The following is a 21,524-nucleotide window of genomic DNA, read 5'->3' as shown; positions in this document are numbered from 1 at the left end:
CAGCAAGCACAAACAGTCACGACAGAATATGAAAGATTATTCCGCGGGCCTGCCGTCAGCAGCAGGCTTGCGCTGCCATACCATCCAGAACTCCTGCCCGGCAAACACCGGCAAAGTCGCGCCAGCCGGCTGGCAATCCATCAATTCAAAGCCCTCGGCCAACAGTTGCTGCAAGGCCTCGCGGCTCGTGCCAAAAGGGGGACCTTTGGCTTTATCCGCCAGAAAGAACACCCCGGCCAGATATGCGCCACTAGGAATCAGTTGCATCATCTTCTGGGTATAGTCCTTCCACCGCCTCGGCGGCAAGGCGCACAAGAAGGCTCGTTCAAATACCAGGTCGTAGTGCGCTGCGGCATCCAGGGCAAAGAAGTCGGCCTGCCACAAGCGCACCGGACTATCCTGCAGTGCGGCCGCCGCCCGCCTGATCGCTTCGTGGCTGAAATCGATGGCATCCACCTGCATGCCGGCCTGCAACAGCCAGCGCACATCTGCCGCCGAGCCACAGCCCGGTAGCAAGACCCGGCTTCCCGGCGGCAGGCTGGCGATGAAACGCTGCATCAGCACATCCGGCTGCGCCCCCTCCCATGGGGTGACGCCCTGCTGGTAGCGCACATCCCAGAAGTCGGGCAAGGAACTGTCCTGCGCCATATTTCAGTTCTCCATTAACTACTGATTGATCAGCGCCACATACTGACGCAATTGCGCCGCAACGCCATCCACGCCTTGCTGCACATCCAGTGGCAGCGAGCGGCCATCGGGCAAGCGCAGCTGCACGGTGGCGGACTGCATGCGGATGAACAGTGGCCGCCCATTCAGCGACAAGGTCCCCCACTCTTCGCCATCCAGCAGCTGCAGGTCGAGCAGTACCCCCAGCCGCTCTGCGATATCCAGCAAAGCTTGCCGCTGTGGCAACTGCTGCCATACCTGTTCGCGTGCGGATTCATCCATGAAGCACCAGTTGGATATTTCGGCAAAGCTGCGACCGCAGCCGCGGCAGACATTGTCTCCCACGGCAGTCGTGCAGCGGGCAATGCAAGGGGAATCGGGACGCTCAAGCGCCATGCGCCACTCCTGCCTGAAACACTTCTGTCATATTTCTTGACTTTCTCAATAAAACTGTCAGATAAATGAAAGGTCGCTGCAACAATAAAGACACAAATGCCACGCAACGAACTATTGGTGTTCCGGATACTACGCATTTTGCGGCTGAAACAGGTGCAATATCTGGACGAGCGCCAGCTGATCGCCGCCATTCGCCGCGAAACGGGTGATGAGTTCAACGACCAGACCATCCATGAGCATCTGCGCCACATGCAGCAGCATGGCCTGCTCAAACCGGTCAATCTGCGCCGGATCAATGGCTATGCACTGGACTGGGCCGGCTACGACTATCTGGACGCATCCTGAACCAGCCTGGCCGCTCGCGGGCCAACTCAGCCCACCAGTGCGATACAAAGCAAAAACCCCGGCTAGCGGGGTTTTTCGGCTCATGGACAAGTGGCCTGCACATTCCTACCCGGTCATCACAAGGATGGCCGTATTGTAACCGCCAGTCAGGGCGGTGCGCTGCATTGTTGCCCATCCGCAGCCAGTTCCTCCTCGCTTAGCAAGCGCGACAGCGTGACAAAGCGCATCCCTTCGGCCGACTCCAGGGAAAAGCCACTGCCACGCCCCGGCAAGGCATCGATGGTCAGGACGCAGTTCTGCCAATAGCCATACAGAAATTCGCTGATGTAAAAAGGGCAGCCGCCGATTTCTCCCAACAGGATGTCATGATCGCCAACACGGAATTCCTGCTGGGTAAAACACAGTGGCGCACTGCCGTCGCAACATCCACCAGACTGGTGGAACAGCAAGGAACCATGGCGCTGGCACAACACCGACAATAGTTCCGCAGCACGCTCTGTCATGTTGACTCGGGAAATCATGTCACCCCTTTTTTGCGAGATACCGGCGGCGCCAAAGCGAGAGCGGCTCACGCCACCCCCAAGGAGGACCGCTGCTTGCAAGCGGCCATGCGCCCGCGGGCATGACCGTAAAAAACCGCTGCCGGCAAGCTGCTGGCGCGCATCCGGCCGCGCCAGCGCTCAGCGGCCGACAAGAGCTGCTTAGAAGAAGCCCAGGGCTTTCGGGCTGTAGCTCACCAGCAGGTTCTTGGTTTGCTGGTAGTGGTCGAGCATCATCTTGTGGGTTTCACGACCGATACCGGACTTCTTGTAACCACCAAAGGCTGCATGCGCCGGATACAGGTGGTAGCAGTTGGTCCAGACACGGCCCGCCTTGATCTCGCGACCCATGCGGTAGGCGGTATTGCCATCACGCGTCCACACACCGGCCCCCAGGCCGAAGGCGCTGTCATTGGCAATATGCAGGGCTTCTTCCTTGTCCTTGAAGGTGGTGACAGCCACCACCGGCCCGAAGATCTCCTCCTGGAACACGCGCATCTTGTTGTGGCCGGCCAGGATGGTGGGCTGCACATAGAAGCCCTCGGCCAGCTGACCACCCAGATGGGCCTGACCACCACCGGTCAGCACCTGGGCGCCTTCGGCGCGGCCAATGTCGATGTAGGACAGAATCTTGTCCAGCTGCTCGCGCGAAGCCTGGGCACCGATCATGGTGGCCATGTCCAGCGGATTGCCCTGCCTGATGGCCTTGACACGGGCCACGGCGCGTTCCATGAAGGCCTCGTAGATGGATTCCTGCACCAGCACGCGCGACGGGCAGGTACATACTTCCCCCTGATTGAGGGCAAACATGGCGAAGCCTTCCAGCGCCTTGTCGAAGTAATCGTCGTCCTCACGCATCACGTCTTCGAAGAAGATATTGGGCGACTTGCCACCCAGCTCCAGCGTTACCGGGATGATGTTTTCGGCGGCGTACTGCATGATCAGGCGGCCGGTGCCGGTTTCACCGGTAAAGGCTACCTTGGCAATGCGCGGGTTGGTAGCCAGCGGCTTGCCGGCTTCCACACCAAAACCGTTCACCACATTGAGCACGCCGTCCGGCAGCAAGTCGGCAATCACCTCCATCAGCACCAGAATCGCCATCGGGGTCTGCTCGGCCGGCTTGAGCACGATGCAGTTGCCGGCAGCCAAGGCCGGTGCCAGCTTCCAGGCGGCCATCAGCAGCGGGAAGTTCCAGGGAATGATCTGCCCCACCACGCCCAGCGGTTCGTGGTAGTGATAGGCCACGGTGTCTTCGTCCAGCTCGGACAGCGAGCCTTCCTGGGCACGCAGGCAGGCGGCAAAGTAGCGGAAGTGATCAACAGCCAGCGGCAGGTCGGCCGCGTTGGTTTCGCGAATGGGCTTGCCATTGTCCAGTGTTTCCACCAGCGCGAGGAAAGGCAGGTATTCCTCCATGCGGTCGGCAATTTTCAGCAGCACATTGGCACGCACGGCGGGAGCAGTGCGCCCCCAGCGGTCAGCCGCGGCATGGGCGGCATCCAGTGCCAGTTCGATGTCTGCCGCGGTGGAACGGGCAATGTCGCACAGCGGCTTGCCGTCTATCGGGCTGATATTGGTGAAATACTGCCCTTGTACCGGCGCCACCCAGCGGCCACCGATAAAATTTTCATAACGGGACTTCAGCGGGATCTTCTTGCTGAGTGCGGCGAGTGCTTGCTGATACATGACGTTGCCTCCTGGCTATTAGAATCGGAGCGCCGGCAATTGCAACCGGCAGCCAGGTCATTGTGCGAAATTACCCTGCCCTCCTCTATTCGACTTTGGTCTTAGACGCGGCACCTAGCCGGCAGCCTTGCGCCGAAACGGCGTGATCACGTCGCCGCACTGCGCAGCGGTGACTGGCGCCCGCCCGCTCAGCCCGCACGCTGTGGCACCGCCAGCTTGCCCAGATGGCCGATCAGCGCACGCAGCCTGGCCGGCCGTACCGGTTTGCTAAGCAAGGACCAGCCTTCGCCTGCGATTTCGGCAGCCACTTCCGGGCTGCGGTCGGCCGTGATGATGGCGGCGGGAATCTTCAGCTGCAGCTGGCGACATAAGGCCAGGATGACTTGCGGCCCACTGACGCCATGATCCAGGTGGTAGTCGGCCAGAATCACATCTGGCGGGCGACTCAGCTGCGCGAGCAAGGCCCGAGCCTCGTCCAGGCCAGCCGCCGCCAGCGGCAGGCAACCCCAGCCGGAGAGCAAGGTGGTCATGCCGGCCAGGATCGCCGCTTCGTTGTCGATCAGCAAGATGGTCAGGCCCTGCAATTCCGATGGCAGCACGGTACTGATCCCTTCCTGCTGTCGTGGCATGGCGCTGGCAGCCGCCTGCTCGCCATAGGGCAGGACAATGCCGAAAAAAGAACCGCGCCCATGCTGTGAGCGCACCACCAACCGGTGTTGCAAGCGTGTGGCCAGCCGCTTGACGATGGCCAGCCCCAGCCCCAGGCCCTTGCTGCACATGGCGCGGTGCTCGGGCAGGCGCTGGAATTCCTCAAAAACCTGCGCCAGCTTGTCGGCCGGAATGCCCTGCCCCTGGTCCCACACGCCAACCAGCACACCTTCGGCGGTACGGCGGGCGGCCAGCAATAAGCGACCATGCTCGCTGTAGCGCAAGGCATTGCTGAGAAAATTACGCAGGATGCGGCTGAGCAAGACCCAATCGCTGTACACCACGGCAGCACACAGATGACTGCGCAGGCTCAGCCCGCGCTCGGCCACCAGCGGGCTGAATTCGATGCTGAGCTGACGCAGCAGCTGGTCGATATGAAAGTGGCTGCGCTCCACCTCGATGGCACCGGCATCGATGCGTGACAATTCCAGCAAGGTGTTGATCAGATCATCCACTGCCTCCAGCGAAGTGGCCGCATGCTGCACCAGCCGCATGTTCTCACTGCTGACCTCGCGTTCGGCCAGGCTGGCCACAAACAGCCGCGCGGCATTCAGTGGCTGCAGCAGGTCGTGGCTGGCGGCGGCAAAAAAGCGCGTCTTGCTGCGGTTGGCTTCTTCGGCGGCAACAATGGCCTCCTGCAAGCGGCTATTGGCACGGCGCAGTTCGCTTGTGCGGGCGGTGACCCGCAGCTCCAGTTCCTGCTTGGCCTGCGTCAGCAGCTGCTCGGCACGGCGGGTCTGGGTAATGTCCTGGATCAGCGCGTAGAAGCCATGTACCACGCCATCTTCGCCAATATGCGGAATAAAGGCCGCCTGGGCGTACTCCACCGCCCGCTTGGGAGCCGGCATTTTCAGTTCGAATACCGACGACACCCCGGCCAGCGCACGTTCGACAAAATGCCGGCGCGGATCGTACAAGTCCGGCCCCAGCACCTCGCGCAGGGTACGGCCATTGATTTCCTGCACCGGCAGGCCAAACCAGTCCTCGTAACCCTTGTTGGTGAAGCGGTAAACTTGGTCTTTATCGACATAGGAAATCAGTGCCGGCAGCGCATCGGTAATCAGCCGCAGCTTGGACTCGCTTTCGCGCAGGGCCAGCTCGTCACGCTTGCGGGCCGTGACATCGCTGCAGGTAATCACAAAGCCGGCATTGGGCATGGGGCAGGATTCGATTTCCAGCACCAGGCCGCTGGCGGTTTCCACCTCGTAGCTGCCATTGACCGGGCAGAGCAGCGGTATTTCCGCGCTGGCCGGCAAGGCCTGCCCCACGCGCAAGGCTGCCGGCGGCAGCCCGGCCAGCTCGCAAAAACGGTGATTCCAGGCCAGCAGCAAAGAATGGTGATCAAACACCGCAATACCCTGGCGCAGGCTGTTGACGGTGGCCTCCAGCAACTGGCGGTGAGCCGCCTGATCCTGCTGGCGCAGGCGCTGCTCCTGCCGTTTGATTTCGCTGATATCGGTATAAATGGCCACCCGGCCACCGTCGGCAGTCTGGCGTTCGCTGATGCGCAAATAGCGGCCGTCGCTGAGCGCCTCCAGATAGCTGCCACTGCTGTCGCGGTGCAGCTGGATACGCTGCTCGCGCCAGCGGTCGACCTGACCCAGCGCCTCCAGCGCGCTGCCGGAATCGGCCAGATGGTCGAGGTATTCGGCAAACTGCATGCCGCTGCGCACATGCCGCCGCAATGCCGGCTGCAGCTCGACAAAACGCTGGTTGAAACGCACCAGCCGGTCGTGCTGGTCCCACTGGGCAAAGCCGTCGGCGATGGTATCCACCGCCACCACCAGCCGGTTATTGGCTTGCTCGGCCGCCAGCCGGGCTTCTTCCAGTGCAATATTGCTGGTTTTAAGGTCATTCATGGCCCGCTCCAGTGCGTGGGTACGCTCCTGTATGCGTTTTTCCAGCTCGGCCGATACCTGGAAGATGGTAAAGGAATTGCCATTGTCGGCCATGCCGCTTTCCACGCGGTAGATCAGCGCCTTGTTGATCTTGCGCAGCTTGGCATTGTCCTTTTCCAGCCGGGCAATGTGCTGCAGCAGCTGTGATCGGTCGGCCAGGGCTAAATCGATCTCCTGCTCCATCATCCCGCTCCGTGTGTTGCAGACGGCCCGGCGGCATAGCCGATGGCAATGCCGGTGAAGGTCTGGTTGACATGCATGGCATTGAACTGCTCGCCATAGGTGTTGAAACCCACGACCCGGTTTTGCACCAGCAAAGCGGACAGACGGCTCTGCGCGGCGGTATTGCTGATCATGATGCGCCGCAAGATGCAGTCACAGCCCAGCACCAGCTGCAAGCGGCCCAGCTTGTCACGGACCTGGGAAAAAGTGTGGGCCAGGCTGGCGACCAGATCCTGCGCTTCGGTCCCGGACAGCACCACGCCCTCGTCCACACTGCAGAAAAAGGATAGCGACAAGTCATCGTTGACGCGCTGGATGGAGCGCGCATAAGGCACGCCGCCCACTTGCAAGACCAGCGGGTGGGCGGCAAAGGTGTGCGGGTCCAGCTGATCGGGATCCAGCCCCAGCAGCCGGCAGTATTCCGCCGCCGCCGGTTCGGCATTGATCTCGGTCACCAGCCGGCTGTCGGCATCGGCTTCGGTAATCACCATGCGCTCGCCACTGCGGGCGGCATGCTCGGACTTGAACATCTCGAAGGGATGACGGCTGGCCACCATCACAAAAGCCGCGCTATTGCTGTGAAAGCGCCCGCCCAGCAGGATGGCGGTGTTTTCGAAACGCATATTGTCGCCGGCGGATCCGCCCAGCAAGGGAATATGCCCCAGCGCCGACGACAGCCGGCTGGCCACCCGTTCCTCGCAGGCCGCCAGCCCGTCGATCAGCATCAGGGCAAAGCTGTTGCGGTCGATGGCCTGGCCGCTCTTGCGCGCCAGCTCATGGCGCGAGCTCATCACCGCCTCGAAGGCATCGGCCAGTTCGAATGTGTGCAGATTGTCCAGCCGCGCCGCCACGGCAAAAAAGTCGGGCTCGGCAAAACTCACCCCGCTGATGCTGCCTTGCTGGTAGCCATGGCAGCCGATTTCGCCCGCCGTGGTACACCCCACCACCAGCGCATCGCCAAAATGCCGGTGCAGGCAGGGGCCGAGGCGGGCCAGATCGTAGGCCGGCGAAATGAACAGCAATACCAGTGCGAGATCTGGCTGATGCAGCTGCTGAAACAGCTCGGCGGCAGCCAGTGCGGGATCCTGCTGCTGGGTACTGCCCAGCAACACCAGGTTATTGTCCATCTTGTCTCCACCTTGCCGCCGCGCCACGGCGGGCGGCGACCTTGTCATGCTATTGGCCGGTCTGTTGCCGGCTTGGACCATGCCCCGGCCGCTGCCATGCACCAGACGGGGCTGAGGCATGACAGCGACTGACAGGCAGCTTCATTCTAGCGTGAGCAGCCGGCCAGATCGCCCATGCCCGCGCTCAATCTGCCGCAGGTGGCAAAATGGGGGAGCTGCCATGCAGCGGACATGCTGCCAGCATTGGCCGATTCAAGCTATAGTCTTGGACGCCGCCGCTGCCGGCCGCGCCATTTTTGCGAGACTGAATCGATATGGAAATGAGTGTACTGATTGCCGACGACCACCCGCTATTTCGCGAAGCCTTGAAGGACGTGGTGCGGGAAGTGTTTGGCCCGGACATCCGCCTGATCGAATGCACCACGCTGGCGGAAGTCAGCGCTGCCATCCACGACGACAGCCTGGAACTGGCACTGCTCGACCTCAACATGCCAGGCATGCAGGGTCTGAACGGCGTCGCCAGCCTGCGCCGCAGCGCACCGGTCGTGCCGCTGGTGGTGGTGTCGGCCGACGAGCGCAGCGAAGTGGTGCAGGCCGCGCTGGCACTGGGCGTCTGCGGTTTCATTCCCAAATCCACCCCGCGCCAGCAAATGGCCGAAGCGGTACGCCGCATCAGCGCCGACGGCGAAATCTATCAGCCCCCCACCCTCGCCGGCCACGATACCAATAGCCCGACACCCCTCCCGCTCACGGCGGAACAACAAGCCATGCAAACCCGGCTTGGCAGCCTGACCCGTCAGGAACGTTGCGTGCTGGAAGCCATCGTCGCCGGCAAACCCAACAAGATTGTGGCGCACGAACTGAATATTGCCGAGAGCACGGTCAAGGCGCATGTTTCCGCCATCCTGCGCAAACTGGAAGTCAGCAGCCGCACCCAGGCGGTAATCAAGGCCGGTCCGCTCCTGGCGGGCTAAGCCCGGCCCGCAGCACCGACCTTGCAGTCGCCTGCAGTCATCGGTGCATCCTATCCGGGGCAGCGGCGCAGTTGCGTGAGCCAGTCCTGGTCGCAGGACATGAAGCGGGCCCATCCGGGCCTGGCGCCGGCGGCACCCTGTTCAGCCCGGAAAACACCGCGAGTCCGCTATCCAGGCCTGCTCACCGAGCCAAAACGCGCGCTGGCACACGCAGTAAATAATGATAATAAATTCAGACACATAGATATTTCCTCTTATTCAGCGCTGAATAATCCCTACCTATAGAGAAAATTCACAAAACCGAACGGAAATATCGACAGCAGCTTGCCTTGACCAGAAAAATGCAGAATTGGAGGATGGCAACACCCGAAGCACTTGCGTTTTGTTTCGGCAATTACCTTCACAAAGGAATCCAAGCATGTCTGCAAAACTGAAAATCATGGTCCTGATCACATTGCTCGGCAGCTCTGCCTTTGCCGCTGCTGCCAGCAGCAACACTGGCAAACAGAATGCTTCCGGCAACAAATCGAGTGCCAAATACGCCATCACGTGTAACGACTATCTCATTCTCAAGGAAACAGACAAGCCCATCATCCTTGGCTACGAAATCAGCAAGCACAAAAGTGGCAAGGTAAGCGCCACCGAAATCATTGCTGATGTCGAAAAAGTTCGCCCGGAGATTGATGAATACTGCAAGGTGCACAAAGAAAAAACCATGTGGCAAAAGATCAAGAGCGTGCTCTGAGCCGGCGCATTAAACCGCCTCCACTCAGCCTGGGCTCGTGGTAAATGACAAGGCCCCGTCGCATCCGCATGCGACGGGGCCATGTTCATGCATCCGGCACGATCAGACCTGATACTGTGCCACCGCCTTGCCCATGCGCTCCACATTAAGCTGCAAACGGGTCGATGCGGCTTCGGTGGCATGTGCCACTTCCAGGTTTTTGCCAGTCAGCGCGGCCACCGACTCCAGTCCCTGGCCCATCAGGTCCATGCCCGTTTTCTGTTCATCGGCAGAGTGACTGATTTCCGCCACCATGCTGACTGCCCTGTCCATTTGCACGCTGATTTCGTCCAGCACCGCATGCGCCTGATGCACCAGCTCGACACTGGTCCCGACTTGCGCCGCACTCTGGCGCATGCCGCTGACCGAGCCCACGGTATCGGCCTGGATGCGCGAAATCATCTTGTCGATTTCCTGAGTGGCATTGGCCGTGCGCTCCGCCAGCTTGCGTACTTCATCGGCCACCACGGCAAAGCCACGCCCGGTTTCACCGGCGCGGGCGGCCTCGATCGCGGCATTGAGCGCCAGCAGATTGGTCTGATCGGCAATATCCTTGATCACACTGGCCACCTTGCCGATGTCTTCGGTACGCTGCCCCAGCTTCTCCACGGTTTCCGCCGAGCTGGCAACCGTAGCCGCCAGCTCGCGTATGGTCTCACTGGCCCGCTCCGACAAGCGTGCCGCCTCGCCGGCCTTGCTGCCGACATCCCGCGTCACGGTTTCGGTGTCATGCGCGTGCTGAGCGATCAAGCCTATCGATGCCGCCAGCTGCTCGATGGTAGCCGCCGAAGCCGTGGTCTTTTCGGTTTGCAATGATGCGGAGGAAACCAGCGACACCACGCTTTGGTTGAGATTGCCCGAGGTATCCTGCACATTATTGGCCGAATTCATCATCACCTGGATGGTGGCGCTGACCGCCGCAGTCTGATTGTCCAGCGCCGCCGCAATCTTGCTGATCAAATCATTGTGCGTGGGTTGCAGATTGGCACGCAGATTGCCTGTCTTCAGCAAGTCCAGCAAAAACTGGTGGATGCGGCCCAGCCTACCGACCACACCCGGCAGGATGAACACCACAGCCAACACGCAGGACAGCAAGGCCAGCACCGCGGCCCCCTGAAACCAGGGCATGAAGCTGCTCTGGCTGCTGGCCACCAGGCCCAGCAACAAGGCGAATGCGGCCAGCACCTGCACCGCGTAAAGCTGGAAAACAAAACCGCTCAACGCTTGCAGCAGTTGCGAGCGTTTTTTTACCACACGGCCATTTTCGATGACCAGGGAACGGTCGCCCTGGCGGATGCGGCGGTATAGCAGTTCGGCGGCAGCCACCTCATCGCGACCGGGAGGCGTCCGTACCGACTGGTAGCCGACGATCTGCCCATGCTCACGCACCGGCGAGGCATTGGCTCTTACCCAATAAAAACCGCCATCCTTGCGCCGGTTTTTCACCAGCCCACGCCATGGCCGCCCCTCCTTCAGATTGCGCCACATATCGGCAAATGCCTCGACCGGCATGTCCGGGTGCCGGATCATATTATGCGGCTGGCCAATCATTTCCTCCTGCTCAAAGCCACTGATCTGGGCAAAGGCTTTATTAGCCTCGACGATATTGCCCTGGGTATCAGTACGCGAATAAATGAACACGCCATCCGGAACGATGGTTTCCTGCTGGTTAACGGGTTGATTATTTCTCATATCTTTTTGTTTTATTTGGTTTTTATCAGGGAAAAGTCATGCTGCAATCAGAAGAGTATCGCCCGCTCATCCGGCAGACTTTCTGGCGTACAAGAGATCGAGCCCTATTGCAATCGGACGATGGCGAATAATAAGCTGATTAAACCAGAGCAAATGTAAAGAGACACTGATTCAGAACAAAAACAATAATAACTGTATGGTTTTTGCACTTTAGCCAAAACTGATGCAGAGCTTGGCTTACAGGCTTTTTTGCCGAGCGCGGAATAAGAATCGGCAAAGCCAGCACTATGGCCGATGTGCCGAGTCAGTGACGCCAGCGATTGCCGCAGGCGCCCGGCGAAATGAATTTGATAGAGACAAACAAGCGAGGAGAGAATAGAAACGACAGAGCAACTGAGCTGCAGATGCCCGGAATAAAACCGCTGCAGCATCTGTCAATGAATGGATAGAAAACAAAAAAGCCACCCCGCAGGATGGCTTAATGTTGGTATTGCTGTGGTCTTGTGGTCGGGGTGAGAAGATTCGAACTTCCGACCCCCTGCACCCCATGCAGGTGCGCTACCAGGCTGCGCTACACCCCGACTCAAGAGAAACGCATTGTAACTGTTTATTTACGATTTGCCAATACCTGAATCCAGCCAGGCCAGAATCGTTTCCAATTCTGCGCGAACTTCCTGCGCAGTAATCGGGCGCTCCATCTCACCGCCGGCACCAAGGCGCTGACGCGCACCATGAATGGTGAAACCGTCGTCATACAGCAAACCACGAATGCGCCGCACCAGCAGCACTTCGTGGTGCTGGTAGTAGCGACGATTGCCACGGCGCTTGACCAGGCGCAACTGGGAGAATTCCTGCTCCCAGTATCGCAGCACGTGCGGCTTGACCCCGGTCAGCTCGCTGACTTCGCTAATGGTGAAGTAGCGCTTGGACGGGATTGCCGGCAGATCAGCCTTGCTTGTTAGCATGGTATTGCTCAACCATTCCTTTGAGTTTCTGACTGGCATGGAAGGTGACCACCCGGCGTGCCGTGATGGGGATTTCTTCCCCGGTCTTGGGATTGCGACCCGGACGTTGCGGTTTGTCACGCAGCTGGAAATTGCCGAAACCGGACAGTTTTACCGAATCACCAGCCTCCAGCGCGATACGGATTTCCTCGAAAAACGTTTCAACCATGTCCTTGGCTTCACGCTTGTTCAGACCAACCTGGTCAAACAGCAGGTCGGCCAACTCAGCTTTGGTCAAAGTCATGACTACCCCTTAACTTCTTGAACTGAAACATGGAGGACGGGCCTGCAGCCACGCCCTCCGGCAAAAGTCTTACAGACGCAATTGTGCGGCATGGGCGGCAGCAACGCCATCCAGCAAGGCCTGAATCACCGGCTCGACATCTTCATCGGTCAGGGTGCGCGCCTCATCCTGCAGCACCACGCGGAAGGCCAGGCTCTTCTTGCCCTCTTCCACACCCTTGCCACGATACACGTCGAACAAGGCCACTTCCTTGACCAAGGACGTTGCCTTGCTGCTGAAGGTATCCAGCATAGCAGCAACCGTTACCTGCTCGTCAACCACCAGCGCCAGATCACGGCGTACCGGCTGCAATTTGCTGACCGGCTGGGCCTTGATGGCAGCGCGTTGTTCAACAGCAGCCAGGTCCAGTTCAAACAGCACCGGCGGCGTTGGCAGGCCATACTGCTGCGCCCACTTGGGGTGCAGCTCACCCATCACGCCAATCACCTTGCCGTTCAGGCTGATCTCGGCGCAACGGCCTGGATGGAAGGCCGGGTGTGCCGCCTTGGCAAAGCTGGCTTGTGCCGGCAGCAACAGGGCTTCCACATCGGCTTTCACATCGTAAAAATCGATGCGCTCGGCCTTGGCACCCCACTGCTCGGCGACACGCGGGCCCCAGGCGAGACCAGCCACTTTTTCCGGCTGGGTGCTTTCATCGGCCACACCAGCAGCGTTCTTGCCAAATACGCGGGCTACTTCGAATACACGCACGCGCGGCTGCTTGCGGTTGAGGTTGCCTTGCAGCACGTTCACCAGCCCACCGATCAGCGACGAACGCATCACACTCATTTGCGAGGCAATCGGGTTGATCAGGCGTACCGGGTCGGTATTGCCGGCGAAATCACGTTCCCAGGCTTCTTCGACAAAGGCGTAGCTGACCACTTCCTGATAGTCGCGGCCTGCCAGGAAATGGCGGATGTCTTCACGCGGGCGACGCTCTTCCGGCAGCGCCAGCATGCGCAGGCGGGCAGCCGGGGCGGCGTAAGGGATGGCATCGTAACCATGTACGCGGGCTACTTCCTCGATCAGGTCTTCTTCGATTTCGATGTCGTAGCGGAAGGACGGTGCATGTACCAGGAAGCCGTCTTCCAGCGTATCGAAGGACAAGCTCAGGCGAGCCAGAATGGTGGCAATCTGTTCGGCAGTCAGGCTGATACCCAACAGGCGCGCCACACGGGCGGTACGCAGCTTGACACCACCGCGCGCCGGCAGTTCGGCCACCTTTTCGTTCAGCGGGCCGGCTTCGCCACCACAGATGGACAGCACCAGCTCGGTAGCACGCTCCATGGCTTCGCTTTGCAGCTGGAAATCCACCCCGCGCTCAAAGCGGAAGGAAGAGTCAGAACCGAAACCCCAGGCACGGGCCTTGCCGGCAATCGCTGCCGGAGCGAAAAAGGCGCTTTCCAGCATGATGTCGGTGCTGGCGGTTGTGACACCGCTTTCTTCACCACCCATGATGCCGGCGATGGCCAGCACCTTGGCATCATCGGCGATCACCAGATGCTCGTCGCTGAGGGTGACGGTTTTTTCATTCAGGCACAGCAGCTGCTCGCCTGCCTTGGCCATGCGCACGGTGATGCCGCCATCCAGCTTGGCCAGATCAAAGGCGTGCATCGGCTGCCCTTGTTCCAGCAGCACATAATTGGTGACATCAACGATGGCCGAGATAGAGCGCAGACCGGAACGCTCCAGACGACGTTTCATCCAGTCCGGGGTCGGCGCAGCGGCATTGACATTGCGGATGACACGGCCGATATAGCGACCGCAGGCTTGCGGGGCAGCGATGGCCACCGGCACCACATCGTCGATTTGCGGGGCGACGGCGGTAATGGCTTGCGGCTGCAGCGCAGCACCAGTCAGCGCGGCCACTTCGCGGGCAATGCCCTTGATCGACAGGCAGTCGGCACGATTGGGGGTGATTTTCAGCGTGAACAACTGATCGTCCAGACCCAGATAATCGCGGATGTTCTGGCCAACAGGGGCATCAGCCGGCAGCAGCATCAGGCCATCCACATCTTCCGGTACGCCCAGTTCCTTGCCGGAACACAGCATGCCGCCGGATTCCACGCCACGCATCTTGGTGGGCTTGATCTTGAAGTCGCCCGGCAATACCGCGCCTGGCAGCGCGCACGGTACGCGCACACCTACGGCCACGTTCGGGGCACCACAGACAATTTGTACCAGCTCACCGGTACCGACATCCACCTTGGTCACGCGCAGGCGGTCGGCGTTTTCGTGCTTGACGCATTCCTTGACTTCGCCAATCACCACGCCAGTAAAGGCCGGCGCCGCCGCGGTGGTTTCTTCCACTTCCAGACCTGCCATGGTCAGCAGATTGGACAATTCCTCGCTGGAAAGGGAAGGATTAACCCAGCTTCTCAGCCACTGTTCGGAAAATTGCATTGTTTATCCCCTGCCTGCGATCAATTGAACTGTTTGAGGAAATTGAGATCGTTCTCGAAGAACAGTCGCAGGTCATTCACGCCATAGCGCAGCATGGCGAAACGGTCCAGACCGATGCCGAAGGCAAAGCCGCTGTACTTTTCCGGATCGATATTCACATTGCGCAGCACATTCGGGTGCACCATGCCGCAGCCACCCACTTCCAGCCAGCCACGCTCGCCCAGCACGTCGATTTCGGCAGATGGCTCGGTGAAGGGGAAGAAGGACGGACGGAAACGCACTTGCAGGTCATCGCGCTCGAAGAAGCGGCGCAGGAAGTCGGTCACCACGGCCTTGAGGTCGGCAAAGGACACGCCCTCTTCCACCCACAGGCCTTCCATCTGGTGGAACATCGGCGAGTGGGTAGCATCAGAATCCACACGGTACACGCGCCCCGGTGCCACGATCTTGATCGGCGGCTCGTTGTTCAACATGTAGCGCACCTGGATCGGACTGGTATGGGTACGCAGCACATCGCCACCTTCTACATAGAAAGTGTCGGCCATGGCACGCGCCGGGTGATTTTCCGGGATATTGAGCGCCTGGAAATTGTGGAAATCGGTTTCGATTTCCGGACCATCCGCCACCTGGAAACCCATGGAGCGGAACAGGGTGGCAATGCGCTCCAGCGTCAGCGCCACCGGATGCAGGCCGCCGGTGGACAGGCCACGACCCGGCAGGGTGACATCCAGCGACTCGGCTGCCAGCTGGGCTTCCAGCTTCTGGGCATTGATCAGGTCACGGCGGGTGTTATGGGCGGTTTCAAAAGCCTGCTTGGCCACATTGATGGTGGCACCGGCAGCCTTGCGCTCCTCCGGCGGGAGCTTGCCCAGTTGCTTGAGGAGTTCGGTCAGCTCGCCACTCTTGCCGAGATAGCGCGCCTTGACCTGCTCCAGTTCGATCAGGTCGGCGGCGGCCTCGATGGCAGCCAGACCAGCTTGGAGAATCGCGTCAACGTTAGTCATTGGGTCTCACACCGTATGCGTCTTTCCGGCCACCCGGCAGGCGATGCGACAGCCGCTGCATCACAACATCGGCATCCTGCATCGACCGGCTGGTCGAAACAAAAAGGCTGACCACACTCATGGCAGTCTGGTCAGCGCTCTTGCTACTTCACTACCACAGGCAAATGAAAAAAAAGGGAGGCATCAGCCTCCCCTTTTACAGTCTTGCTATCAAGCGAGGCTAGCTTTCGCCTTTTCAACGATCTGAGCAAAAGCCGGCTTGTCGAACACGGCCAGGTCGGCCAGGACCTTACGGTCGATTTCGATGGCAGCTTTTTTCAGGCCGTTCATGAACTTGCTGTACGGCAGACCGTTTTCACGCGCAGCGGCGTTGATACGGGCAATCCACAGCTGGCGGAACTGACGCTTTTTCTGACGACGGTCGCGGTAGGCATATTGACCGGCTTTCATCACCGCCTGTTTGGCGATGCGATAGACGTTCTTGCGACGGCCGCGATAGCCTTTCGCCAGGGCAAGGATTTTCTTGTGACGAGCACGTGCGGTTACACCGCGTTTAACGCGTGGCATTATTCAGTCTCCTTATGCGTAGGGCATCATGGCGCGAACAGAAGCCATGTTGGTGGCGTGTACCATGGTGGTACCGCGCAACTGGCGCTTGTTCTTGGTGGTTTTCTTGGTCAGGATGTGACGCTTGAACGCATAAGAGCGCTTTACACCGCCATTGCCCAGCACGTTGAGACGCTTTTTCGCGCTCGACTTGGTCTTCATTTTCGGCATGGAAAACTCCTGCAGAATTTCTGAGTTAGATTAGACACAGGGTGGCCCGAAGGCGCTTGATACCACTGCGTCACGCTTTTGCGCGGGGTGTTGCCACCCCACAAAATCAACACGGCAGGGATGACCCTGCCGTATTGAGGAAACGATTATACCCGATTATTTCTTTTTCGGGGCAATCATCATCACCATTTGGCGACCTTCCAGCTTGGGGAACTGCTCGACTGTCGCAATTTCAGCCAGATCGGCCTCGACACGCTTGAGCAGGGCCAGGCCGATGTCCTGGTGAGCCATTTCACGACCACGGAAACGCAGGGTGATCTTGGCCTTGTCGCCATCATTGAGGAAGCGGGCCAGATTACGCAGTTTCACGTTGTAATCGCCATCGTCAGTGCCCGGACGGAACTTGATTTCCTTGATCTGGACCTGCTTCTGCTTCTGCTTGGCTTCGTGACGTTTCTTCGACTGTTCGTACTTGAACTTGCCGTAGTCCATCAGCTTGCACACCGGGGGTTGTGCGGTCGGCGAAATTTCCACCAGATCCACATCATTTTCCTCGGCCAGAGCCATTGCCTCACGCAGACCGACAACACCGATCTGCTCACCTTCCATGCCTACCAGACGAATCTCGCGAGCGGTAATCTCGCCGTTGATCCGTGCTTCGCGTTCCTGAGCTATAGCCAAATCTCCTATTAATCTATCAAATGCCTGCCGTTGCCGGATCAGGCCTCGGGCATCTCAGCCTTGAGGCGGGCAATGAATGCATCCAGCGTGAGCTGACCGAGATCTTCACCCCGGGCGCGCACGGCAACCAGTTCACCTGCTTTTTCCTTGTCGCCCACGATAATCTGGTACGGCAGCTTTTGCAGGCTATGCTCGCGGATTTTATAGCCGATCTTCTCGTTTCTCAAGTCAAGATCAACGCGGAAGCCTTGTTTCTGCAAAGCTCCTGCAATTTCCGCAGCATAATCGGCCTGTGCTTCGGTGATATTCATCACCACCATCTGCACCGGCGCCAGCCACAGCGGGAAGGCCCCGGCATGGTTTTCAATCAGAATGCCCAGGAAGCGCTCCAGCGAACCCAGCGCTGCGCGGTGCAGCATCACCGGACGCTTGCGGCTGTTGTCATCGGCCACGTATTCAGCACCCAGACTTTCCGGCAGCATGAAGTCGAGCTGCAGGGTACCACACTGCCAGGAGCGACCCAGCGCATCCTTGACGTGGTATTCGATCTTGGGACCATAAAAAGCCCCCTCGCCCGGCAGCTCTTCCCAGGCGACGCCACAAGCCTGCAGCGCTTCGCGCATGCCCTGCTCGGCCTTGTCCCAGGTTTCTTCCGCACCCAGGCGTTTTTCCGGACGCAGTGCCAGCTTGATCGACACCTTGTCAAAACCGAAGCGTTCATACACTTCCATCACCAGACGATGGAAAGCCTTGGCTTCCTGGTTGATCTGGTCTTCGGTGCAGAAAATATGACCGTCATCCTGCACAAAGCCACGCACGCGCATGATGCCGTGCAGCGCACCGCCCGGCTCGTTACGGTGACAGGAGCCAAACTCGGCATAGCGCAGCGGCAGGTCACGGTAGGAACGCAGGCCGCTGTTGAAAATCTGGATATGCCCCGGACAGTTCATCGGCTTGACGGCATAGTCGCGCTTTTCCGATTCGGTGATGAACATGTTTTCCTTGTAGTTCTGCCAGTGACCCGACTTCTTCCACAATTCCACATCCATCATCATCGGCGTGCGGACTTCCTGATAACCCTCTTTCACCAGTTTGCCGCGCATGTATTGCTCGACGTTCTGCCACAGCTGCCAGCCCTTGGGATGCCAGAACACCATGCCCGGCGCCTCGTCCTGCAGGTGGAACAGGTCCAGCTGCACGCCCAGCTTGCGGTGGTCGCGCTTTTCCGCCTCTTCCAGCATGTAGAGGTAGGCTTCCAGCTCCTCTTTCTTGGCCCAGGCCGTGCCGTAAATGCGCTGCAGCATTTCGTTCTTGCTGTCGCCGCGCCAGTAAGCACCAGCCACCTTCATCAGCTTGAACACTTTCAGCTTGCCGGTGGACGGCACGTGCGGACCACGACACAGGTCGGTGAATTCACCCTCGCGGTACAGGCTCAGCACCTCGCCTTGCGGAATGGATTCGATGATTTCGGCCTTGTAGGCTTCGCCGATGTTCTTGAAGTAGGCAATGGCCTCATCGCGCGGCAGCTCGTAACGCTCGACCGGAATATCCTTCTTGGCCAGTTCGCTCATCTTCTTTTCGATGGCAGTCAGGTCTTCCGGCGTAAACGGGCGCTTGTAGGCGAAGTCGTAATAGAAGCCGTTTTCGATTTCCGGGCCGATGGTGACCTGGGCTTCCGGAAACAGCTCTTTCACTGCATAAGCCAGCAAGTGGGCAGTCGAGTGACGAATGATGCCAAGGCCATCGGCATCCTTGTCGGTCACAATGGCCAGATCAGCATCGCGGTCGATGCTGTACGAGGTATCCACCAGCACGCCGTCAACGCGACCCGCCAGCGCAGCACGCGCCAGACCGGTACCGATGGACGCAGCCACTTCATGAACCGTTACCGGCTTGTCGAAGGATCGAACCGAGCCGTCAGGCAGGCGAATGTCAGGCATGTCAACTCCAAACAGGGCGAAATTTCATTGCGAAGGGTAAAAAAAAAGAGCGGCCTGAGCCGCTCTTTTTTTGCATGGGACAACCCGCAAGGCTCAGCTAGCGTGAGAATGTCGGGTTGTGGTAGTTCGCCAGTGTTTCACCTGGGATAACTCCATGCTAAGTATTGGTAGGCACGATTGGACTCGAACCAACGACCCCCACCATGTCAAGGTGGTGCTCTAACCAGCTGAGCTACGTGCCTGTCGTCGAGTTGGCAATACTAAAGTACACATCCTGAAAATGCAAGGCCATTTTTCGTAAAAACACCGCAGCGACCCGCTTGCTGTATACTAGCGCGCTGATTTTGCATAACAAATACACTCCATGCTGAAGTTTACCGTACACAAAACCTCCGGCGGTGCCCGCCGCGGGACTCTGCAGCTCAACCACGGCACCGTGGAAACCCCGGTTTTCCAGCCGGTGGGCACCTATGGCTCGGTCAAGGCCATGAGCCCGGTGGAGCTCAACGATATCGGCGCCCAGATCATTCTGGGCAACACCTTTCACCTGTGGCTGCGCCCCGGCCTGGAGGTCATCGAACAATTCGGCGGCCTGCATGATTTCATCGGCTGGGACAAACCCATCCTGACCGACTCCGGCGGCTTCCAGGTATTCAGCCTGTCCGACATGCGCAAGCTGACCGAGGAAGGCTGCACTTTCCAGAGCCCGATCAACGGCGACAAGCTGTTTCTGAGCCCGGAAATCTCGATGAAAATCCAGACCGTGCTCAATTCGGACATCGTGATGCAGCTGGATGAATGCACGCCGGGCCAGGTAGACCACAACACCGCGCAAAAGTCGCTACAGATGAGCCTGCGCTGGGCCGAACGCTCGCGCCGCGCCTTTGACGACCTGAAAAACCCCAATGCGCTGTTTGGCATCGTGCAGGGCAATCTGTATACCGATCTGCGCCAGGAATCCCTGGAGGGGCTGTTGCAGGTGGGCTTTGACGGTTACGCCATTGGCGGCCTGTCGGTGGGTGAGCCCAAGCCGGAAATGTACCGCATGCTGAACGAGCTGAATGGCATGCTGCCGGCCGACAAGCCGCACTACCTGATGGGCGTGGGCACACCGGAAGACCTGGTGCACGGCGTGGCCAACGGCATCGACATGTTCGACTGCGTGATGCCCACCCGCAATGCGCGCAATGGCTGGATTTTCACCCAGCATGGCGACATCAAGATCAAGAATGCGCGCTACAAGGATGACAAGAAGCCACTGGACGAAGAATGCAGCTGCTATGCCTGCCGCAACTTCAGCCGTGCCTATCTGCATCACCTGCATCGCGTGGGCGAGATCCTGGGTGCGCGCCTGAACACCATCCACAACCTGCACTACTACCAGGAGCTGATGCGTGAAATGCGCAAGGCCATCGAGGAAGACCGCTTCGAGGACTTCCGCCTGGAGTTTGCCGACAAGCGCGCACGCGGCGTGTCGTAAAGCGCGGGAACCTGCCAGCTGGCCGGCCGGTCTGAGCCTGCGTTCAGGCCGGAAGGTTGGAAAAGACACGCAGCGTGGCTACAATGGCCCGTTTGTTTCACCATCAACACTATAACAAGGGAGCAAATCCATGCCCTTTATTGACAAGGCTTTCGCCGCTGGCGCCGCACCGGGCGGTTTTGACATCATGTCTTTCCTGCCGATGATCGTCATTTTCGTGCTGTTCTGGTTCCTGATGGTTCGCCCGCAGCAGAAGAAAATGAAAGAGCACCAGAAGATGTTGTCGGAAATCCAGAAGGGCGATGAAGTCATTACCCAGGGTGGCATTCTGGGCCGCGTCGTCAAGACCGGCGAACAGTTCCTGACCGTAGAAATCGCCAATGGCGTGGAAATCAATGTGCAGCGCCCGGCCGTTACCGGCAAGGTGGAAAAGGGCACGCTGAAGTCCCTGTAATCCCCAGGACGGCCGCCCGGCCTGCAAGCCGGGCGGTCAGTTTCGTTTCCTACCTCCGATATCACTCATGAACCGCTATCCTCTCTGGAAATACCTCGTCATTGTGGTAGCACTGATCATTGCCACGATCTACACGCTACCCAACTTCTACGGCGAGACTCCCGCGGTACAGGTCTCCAGCACCCGCCAGTCCATTCCGGTGGACACCGCCCTGATGGGCCGCGTGGAAGAGGCTCTGAAAACCCAGAACATCAGCCCGGACGGTCTTTATCTGGACGGCAGCAGCCTGAAAATCCGCTTCAAGGATGCCGACACCCAGATCAAGGCCCGCGACGCCATCCAGCATGCGCTGGGTGACAGCTACATCATTGCGCTCAACCTGCTGCCGGCCTCGCCGCAGTGGCTGGCCGACCTGAAAGCCTACCCCATGTTCCTGGGTCTGGACTTGCGCGGTGGCGTGCACT

At 59.3% G+C, this 21,524-nt stretch carries 20 protein-coding genes, 2 tRNA genes and 1 pseudogene; 6 read left to right on the top strand and 17 right to left on the bottom strand.

The annotated features are described in order from the left end of the window. Nucleotides 1-36 precede the first annotated feature (36 nt). A complete protein-coding gene (locus JHD64_RS14955) occupies nt 37-648 on the bottom strand; it encodes a methyltransferase domain-containing protein (protein WP_110313505.1) in 612 nt (203 codons plus the stop codon). Between the two features lie 18 nt (nt 649-666). Next, nucleotides 667-1,062 (bottom strand): DUF1289 domain-containing protein, encoded by a 396-nt coding sequence (locus tag JHD64_RS14950; protein WP_059286012.1) that lies wholly within the window; start codon nt 1,060-1,062, stop codon nt 667-669. Between the two features lie 96 nt (nt 1,063-1,158). Here JHD64_RS14950 and JHD64_RS14945 point away from each other — a divergent pair, with 96 nt between their 5' ends. Then, the gene (locus tag JHD64_RS14945) at nt 1,159-1,407 is read left to right on the top strand and encodes a hypothetical protein (protein ID WP_059286011.1); all 249 of its coding nucleotides are present in this window, start codon (nt 1,159-1,161) and stop codon (nt 1,405-1,407) included. Nucleotides 1,408-1,553: 146 nt separating this feature from the next. On the opposite strand, the gene JHD64_RS14940 is transcribed toward JHD64_RS14945, so the two are convergent. The 4 genes from JHD64_RS14940 to nosP all read right to left on the bottom strand — a co-directional run bounded on the left by JHD64_RS14940 (nt 1,554) and on the right by nosP (nt 7,584). Continuing rightward, entirely contained in the window at nt 1,554-1,910 is a 357-nt protein-coding gene (locus JHD64_RS14940) for a DUF779 domain-containing protein (protein WP_233170520.1), read from the bottom strand. A gap of 198 nt (nt 1,911-2,108) precedes the next feature. Further along, a complete protein-coding gene (gene adh, locus JHD64_RS14935) occupies nt 2,109-3,629 on the bottom strand; it encodes an aldehyde dehydrogenase (RefSeq protein ID WP_199053839.1) in 1,521 nt (506 codons plus the stop codon). A 188-nt stretch (nt 3,630-3,817) separates the two neighbouring features. Continuing rightward, complete coding sequence (locus JHD64_RS14930) at nt 3,818-6,421, bottom strand: PAS domain-containing hybrid sensor histidine kinase/response regulator (protein WP_233170519.1); 2,604 nt, start codon at nt 6,419-6,421, stop codon at nt 3,818-3,820. Then, entirely contained in the window at nt 6,418-7,584 is a 1,167-nt protein-coding gene (gene nosP / locus JHD64_RS14925; protein ID WP_233170518.1) for a nitric oxide-sensing protein NosP, read from the bottom strand. The genes JHD64_RS14930 and nosP overlap by 4 nt, the downstream gene beginning before the upstream one ends. Nucleotides 7,585-7,904: 320 nt before the next feature. On the opposite strand from nosP, the gene JHD64_RS14920 reads away from it, so the two are divergent. Both JHD64_RS14920 and JHD64_RS14915 read left to right on the top strand, forming a co-directional pair. Next, entirely contained in the window at nt 7,905-8,558 is a 654-nt protein-coding gene (locus JHD64_RS14920; RefSeq protein WP_233170517.1) for a response regulator transcription factor, read from the top strand. A gap of 418 nt (nt 8,559-8,976) precedes the next feature. Then, nucleotides 8,977-9,303, top strand: coding sequence for an HdeA/HdeB family chaperone (locus JHD64_RS14915; RefSeq protein ID WP_059285952.1), 327 nt, complete (start codon nt 8,977-8,979; stop codon nt 9,301-9,303). A gap of 102 nt (nt 9,304-9,405) precedes the next feature. On the opposite strand, the gene JHD64_RS14910 is transcribed toward JHD64_RS14915, so the two are convergent. The 11 genes from JHD64_RS14910 to JHD64_RS14860 all read right to left on the bottom strand — a co-directional run bounded on the left by JHD64_RS14910 (nt 9,406) and on the right by JHD64_RS14860 (nt 19,368). Further along, nucleotides 9,406-11,034: a methyl-accepting chemotaxis protein gene (locus JHD64_RS14910; protein WP_199053835.1), complete on the bottom strand. Its 1,629-nt coding sequence runs from the start codon at nt 11,032-11,034 to the stop codon at nt 9,406-9,408. 504 nt (nt 11,035-11,538) lie between these two features. Beyond that, a tRNA-Pro gene (locus JHD64_RS14905) sits at nt 11,539-11,615 on the bottom strand. A 30-nt stretch (nt 11,616-11,645) separates the two neighbouring features. Then, complete coding sequence (locus JHD64_RS14900) at nt 11,646-11,999, bottom strand: MerR family transcriptional regulator (protein WP_059285955.1); 354 nt, start codon at nt 11,997-11,999, stop codon at nt 11,646-11,648. Next, nucleotides 11,980-12,282 (bottom strand): integration host factor subunit alpha, encoded by a 303-nt coding sequence (locus tag JHD64_RS14895; RefSeq protein ID WP_045845169.1) that lies wholly within the window; start codon nt 12,280-12,282, stop codon nt 11,980-11,982. Before JHD64_RS14895 ends, JHD64_RS14900 begins: the two co-directional genes overlap by 20 nt. 69 nt (nt 12,283-12,351) lie before the next feature. Continuing rightward, nucleotides 12,352-14,724 (bottom strand): phenylalanine--tRNA ligase subunit beta, encoded by a 2,373-nt coding sequence (pheT, locus tag JHD64_RS14890; protein ID WP_199053833.1) that lies wholly within the window; start codon nt 14,722-14,724, stop codon nt 12,352-12,354. A gap of 20 nt (nt 14,725-14,744) precedes the next feature. Further along, a complete protein-coding gene (gene pheS, locus JHD64_RS14885) occupies nt 14,745-15,728 on the bottom strand; it encodes a phenylalanine--tRNA ligase subunit alpha (protein ID WP_181835896.1) in 984 nt (327 codons plus the stop codon). Between the two features lie 210 nt (nt 15,729-15,938). After that, nucleotides 15,939-16,295 carry a 50S ribosomal protein L20 gene (gene rplT / locus JHD64_RS14880; RefSeq protein WP_059285958.1) on the bottom strand — a complete coding sequence of 119 codons (357 nt, stop codon included), beginning with the start codon at nt 16,293-16,295 and terminating at the stop codon, nt 15,939-15,941. Between the two features lie 12 nt (nt 16,296-16,307). Continuing rightward, entirely contained in the window at nt 16,308-16,505 is a 198-nt protein-coding gene (gene rpmI, locus JHD64_RS14875; protein ID WP_045845173.1) for a 50S ribosomal protein L35, read from the bottom strand. Nucleotides 16,506-16,661: 156 nt separating this feature from the next. Beyond that, complete coding sequence (gene infC / locus JHD64_RS14870) at nt 16,662-17,186, bottom strand: translation initiation factor IF-3 (protein WP_082693440.1); 525 nt, start codon at nt 17,184-17,186, stop codon at nt 16,662-16,664. Nucleotides 17,187-17,224: 38 nt separating this feature from the next. Next, nucleotides 17,225-19,126, bottom strand: coding sequence for a threonine--tRNA ligase (thrS, locus tag JHD64_RS14865; protein ID WP_199053831.1), 1,902 nt, complete (start codon nt 19,124-19,126; stop codon nt 17,225-17,227). Nucleotides 19,127-19,291: 165 nt separating this feature from the next. Beyond that, nucleotides 19,292-19,368: transfer RNA gene (locus JHD64_RS14860), tRNA-Val, on the bottom strand. A gap of 122 nt (nt 19,369-19,490) precedes the next feature. Here JHD64_RS14860 and tgt point away from each other — a divergent pair. From tgt to JHD64_RS14845, 3 genes and pseudogenes are all read left to right on the top strand, one after another. Next, nucleotides 19,491-20,606 carry a tRNA guanosine(34) transglycosylase Tgt gene (gene tgt / locus JHD64_RS14855; RefSeq protein WP_199053829.1) on the top strand — a complete coding sequence of 372 codons (1,116 nt, stop codon included), beginning with the start codon at nt 19,491-19,493 and terminating at the stop codon, nt 20,604-20,606. Between the two features lie 130 nt (nt 20,607-20,736). After that, nucleotides 20,737-21,060 carry a preprotein translocase subunit YajC gene (gene yajC / locus JHD64_RS14850; protein ID WP_059285961.1) on the top strand — a complete coding sequence of 108 codons (324 nt, stop codon included), beginning with the start codon at nt 20,737-20,739 and terminating at the stop codon, nt 21,058-21,060. A gap of 67 nt (nt 21,061-21,127) precedes the next feature. Beyond that, nucleotides 21,128-21,524 (top strand): annotated as a pseudogene (locus JHD64_RS14845) (protein translocase subunit SecD); the annotation flags it as partial.

Origin of the sequence: Aquitalea sp. ASV15 (assembly GCF_016429115.1) — a bacterium.
Classification (GTDB): domain Bacteria; phylum Pseudomonadota; class Gammaproteobacteria; order Burkholderiales; family Chromobacteriaceae; genus Aquitalea; species Aquitalea magnusonii.
Note: the sequence above shows the minus strand (reverse complement) of the source record. Positions and strands in the feature narration are given on the sequence as shown.

Coding starts and splice junctions, on each gene's coding strand:
- JHD64_RS14955 (WP_110313505.1), bottom strand. CDS start 648: ATGGCGCAGGACAGTTCCTTGCCCGACTTCTGGGATGTGCGCTACCAG.
- JHD64_RS14950 (WP_059286012.1), bottom strand. CDS start 1,062: ATGGCGCTTGAGCGTCCCGATTCCCCTTGCATTGCCCGCTGCACGACT.
- JHD64_RS14945 (WP_059286011.1), top strand. CDS start 1,159: ATGCCACGCAACGAACTATTGGTGTTCCGGATACTACGCATTTTGCGG.
- JHD64_RS14940 (WP_233170520.1), bottom strand. CDS start 1,910: ATGACAGAGCGTGCTGCGGAACTATTGTCGGTGTTGTGCCAGCGCCAT.
- adh (WP_199053839.1), bottom strand. CDS start 3,629: ATGTATCAGCAAGCACTCGCCGCACTCAGCAAGAAGATCCCGCTGAAG.
- JHD64_RS14930 (WP_233170519.1), bottom strand. CDS start 6,421: ATGATGGAGCAGGAGATCGATTTAGCCCTGGCCGACCGATCACAGCTG.
- nosP (WP_233170518.1), bottom strand. CDS start 7,584: ATGGACAATAACCTGGTGTTGCTGGGCAGTACCCAGCAGCAGGATCCC.
- JHD64_RS14920 (WP_233170517.1), top strand. CDS start 7,905: ATGAGTGTACTGATTGCCGACGACCACCCGCTATTTCGCGAAGCCTTG.
- JHD64_RS14915 (WP_059285952.1), top strand. CDS start 8,977: ATGTCTGCAAAACTGAAAATCATGGTCCTGATCACATTGCTCGGCAGC.
- JHD64_RS14910 (WP_199053835.1), bottom strand. CDS start 11,034: ATGAGAAATAATCAACCCGTTAACCAGCAGGAAACCATCGTTCCGGAT.
- JHD64_RS14900 (WP_059285955.1), bottom strand. CDS start 11,999: ATGCTAACAAGCAAGGCTGATCTGCCGGCAATCCCGTCCAAGCGCTAC.
- JHD64_RS14895 (WP_045845169.1), bottom strand. CDS start 12,282: ATGACTTTGACCAAAGCTGAGTTGGCCGACCTGCTGTTTGACCAGGTT.
- pheT (WP_199053833.1), bottom strand. CDS start 14,724: ATGCAATTTTCCGAACAGTGGCTGAGAAGCTGGGTTAATCCTTCCCTT.
- pheS (WP_181835896.1), bottom strand. CDS start 15,728: ATGACTAACGTTGACGCGATTCTCCAAGCTGGTCTGGCTGCCATCGAG.
- rplT (WP_059285958.1), bottom strand. CDS start 16,295: ATGCCACGCGTTAAACGCGGTGTAACCGCACGTGCTCGTCACAAGAAA.
- rpmI (WP_045845173.1), bottom strand. CDS start 16,505: ATGCCGAAAATGAAGACCAAGTCGAGCGCGAAAAAGCGTCTCAACGTG.
- thrS (WP_199053831.1), bottom strand. CDS start 19,126: ATGCCTGACATTCGCCTGCCTGACGGCTCGGTTCGATCCTTCGACAAG.
- tgt (WP_199053829.1), top strand. CDS start 19,491: ATGCTGAAGTTTACCGTACACAAAACCTCCGGCGGTGCCCGCCGCGGG.
- yajC (WP_059285961.1), top strand. CDS start 20,737: ATGCCCTTTATTGACAAGGCTTTCGCCGCTGGCGCCGCACCGGGCGGT.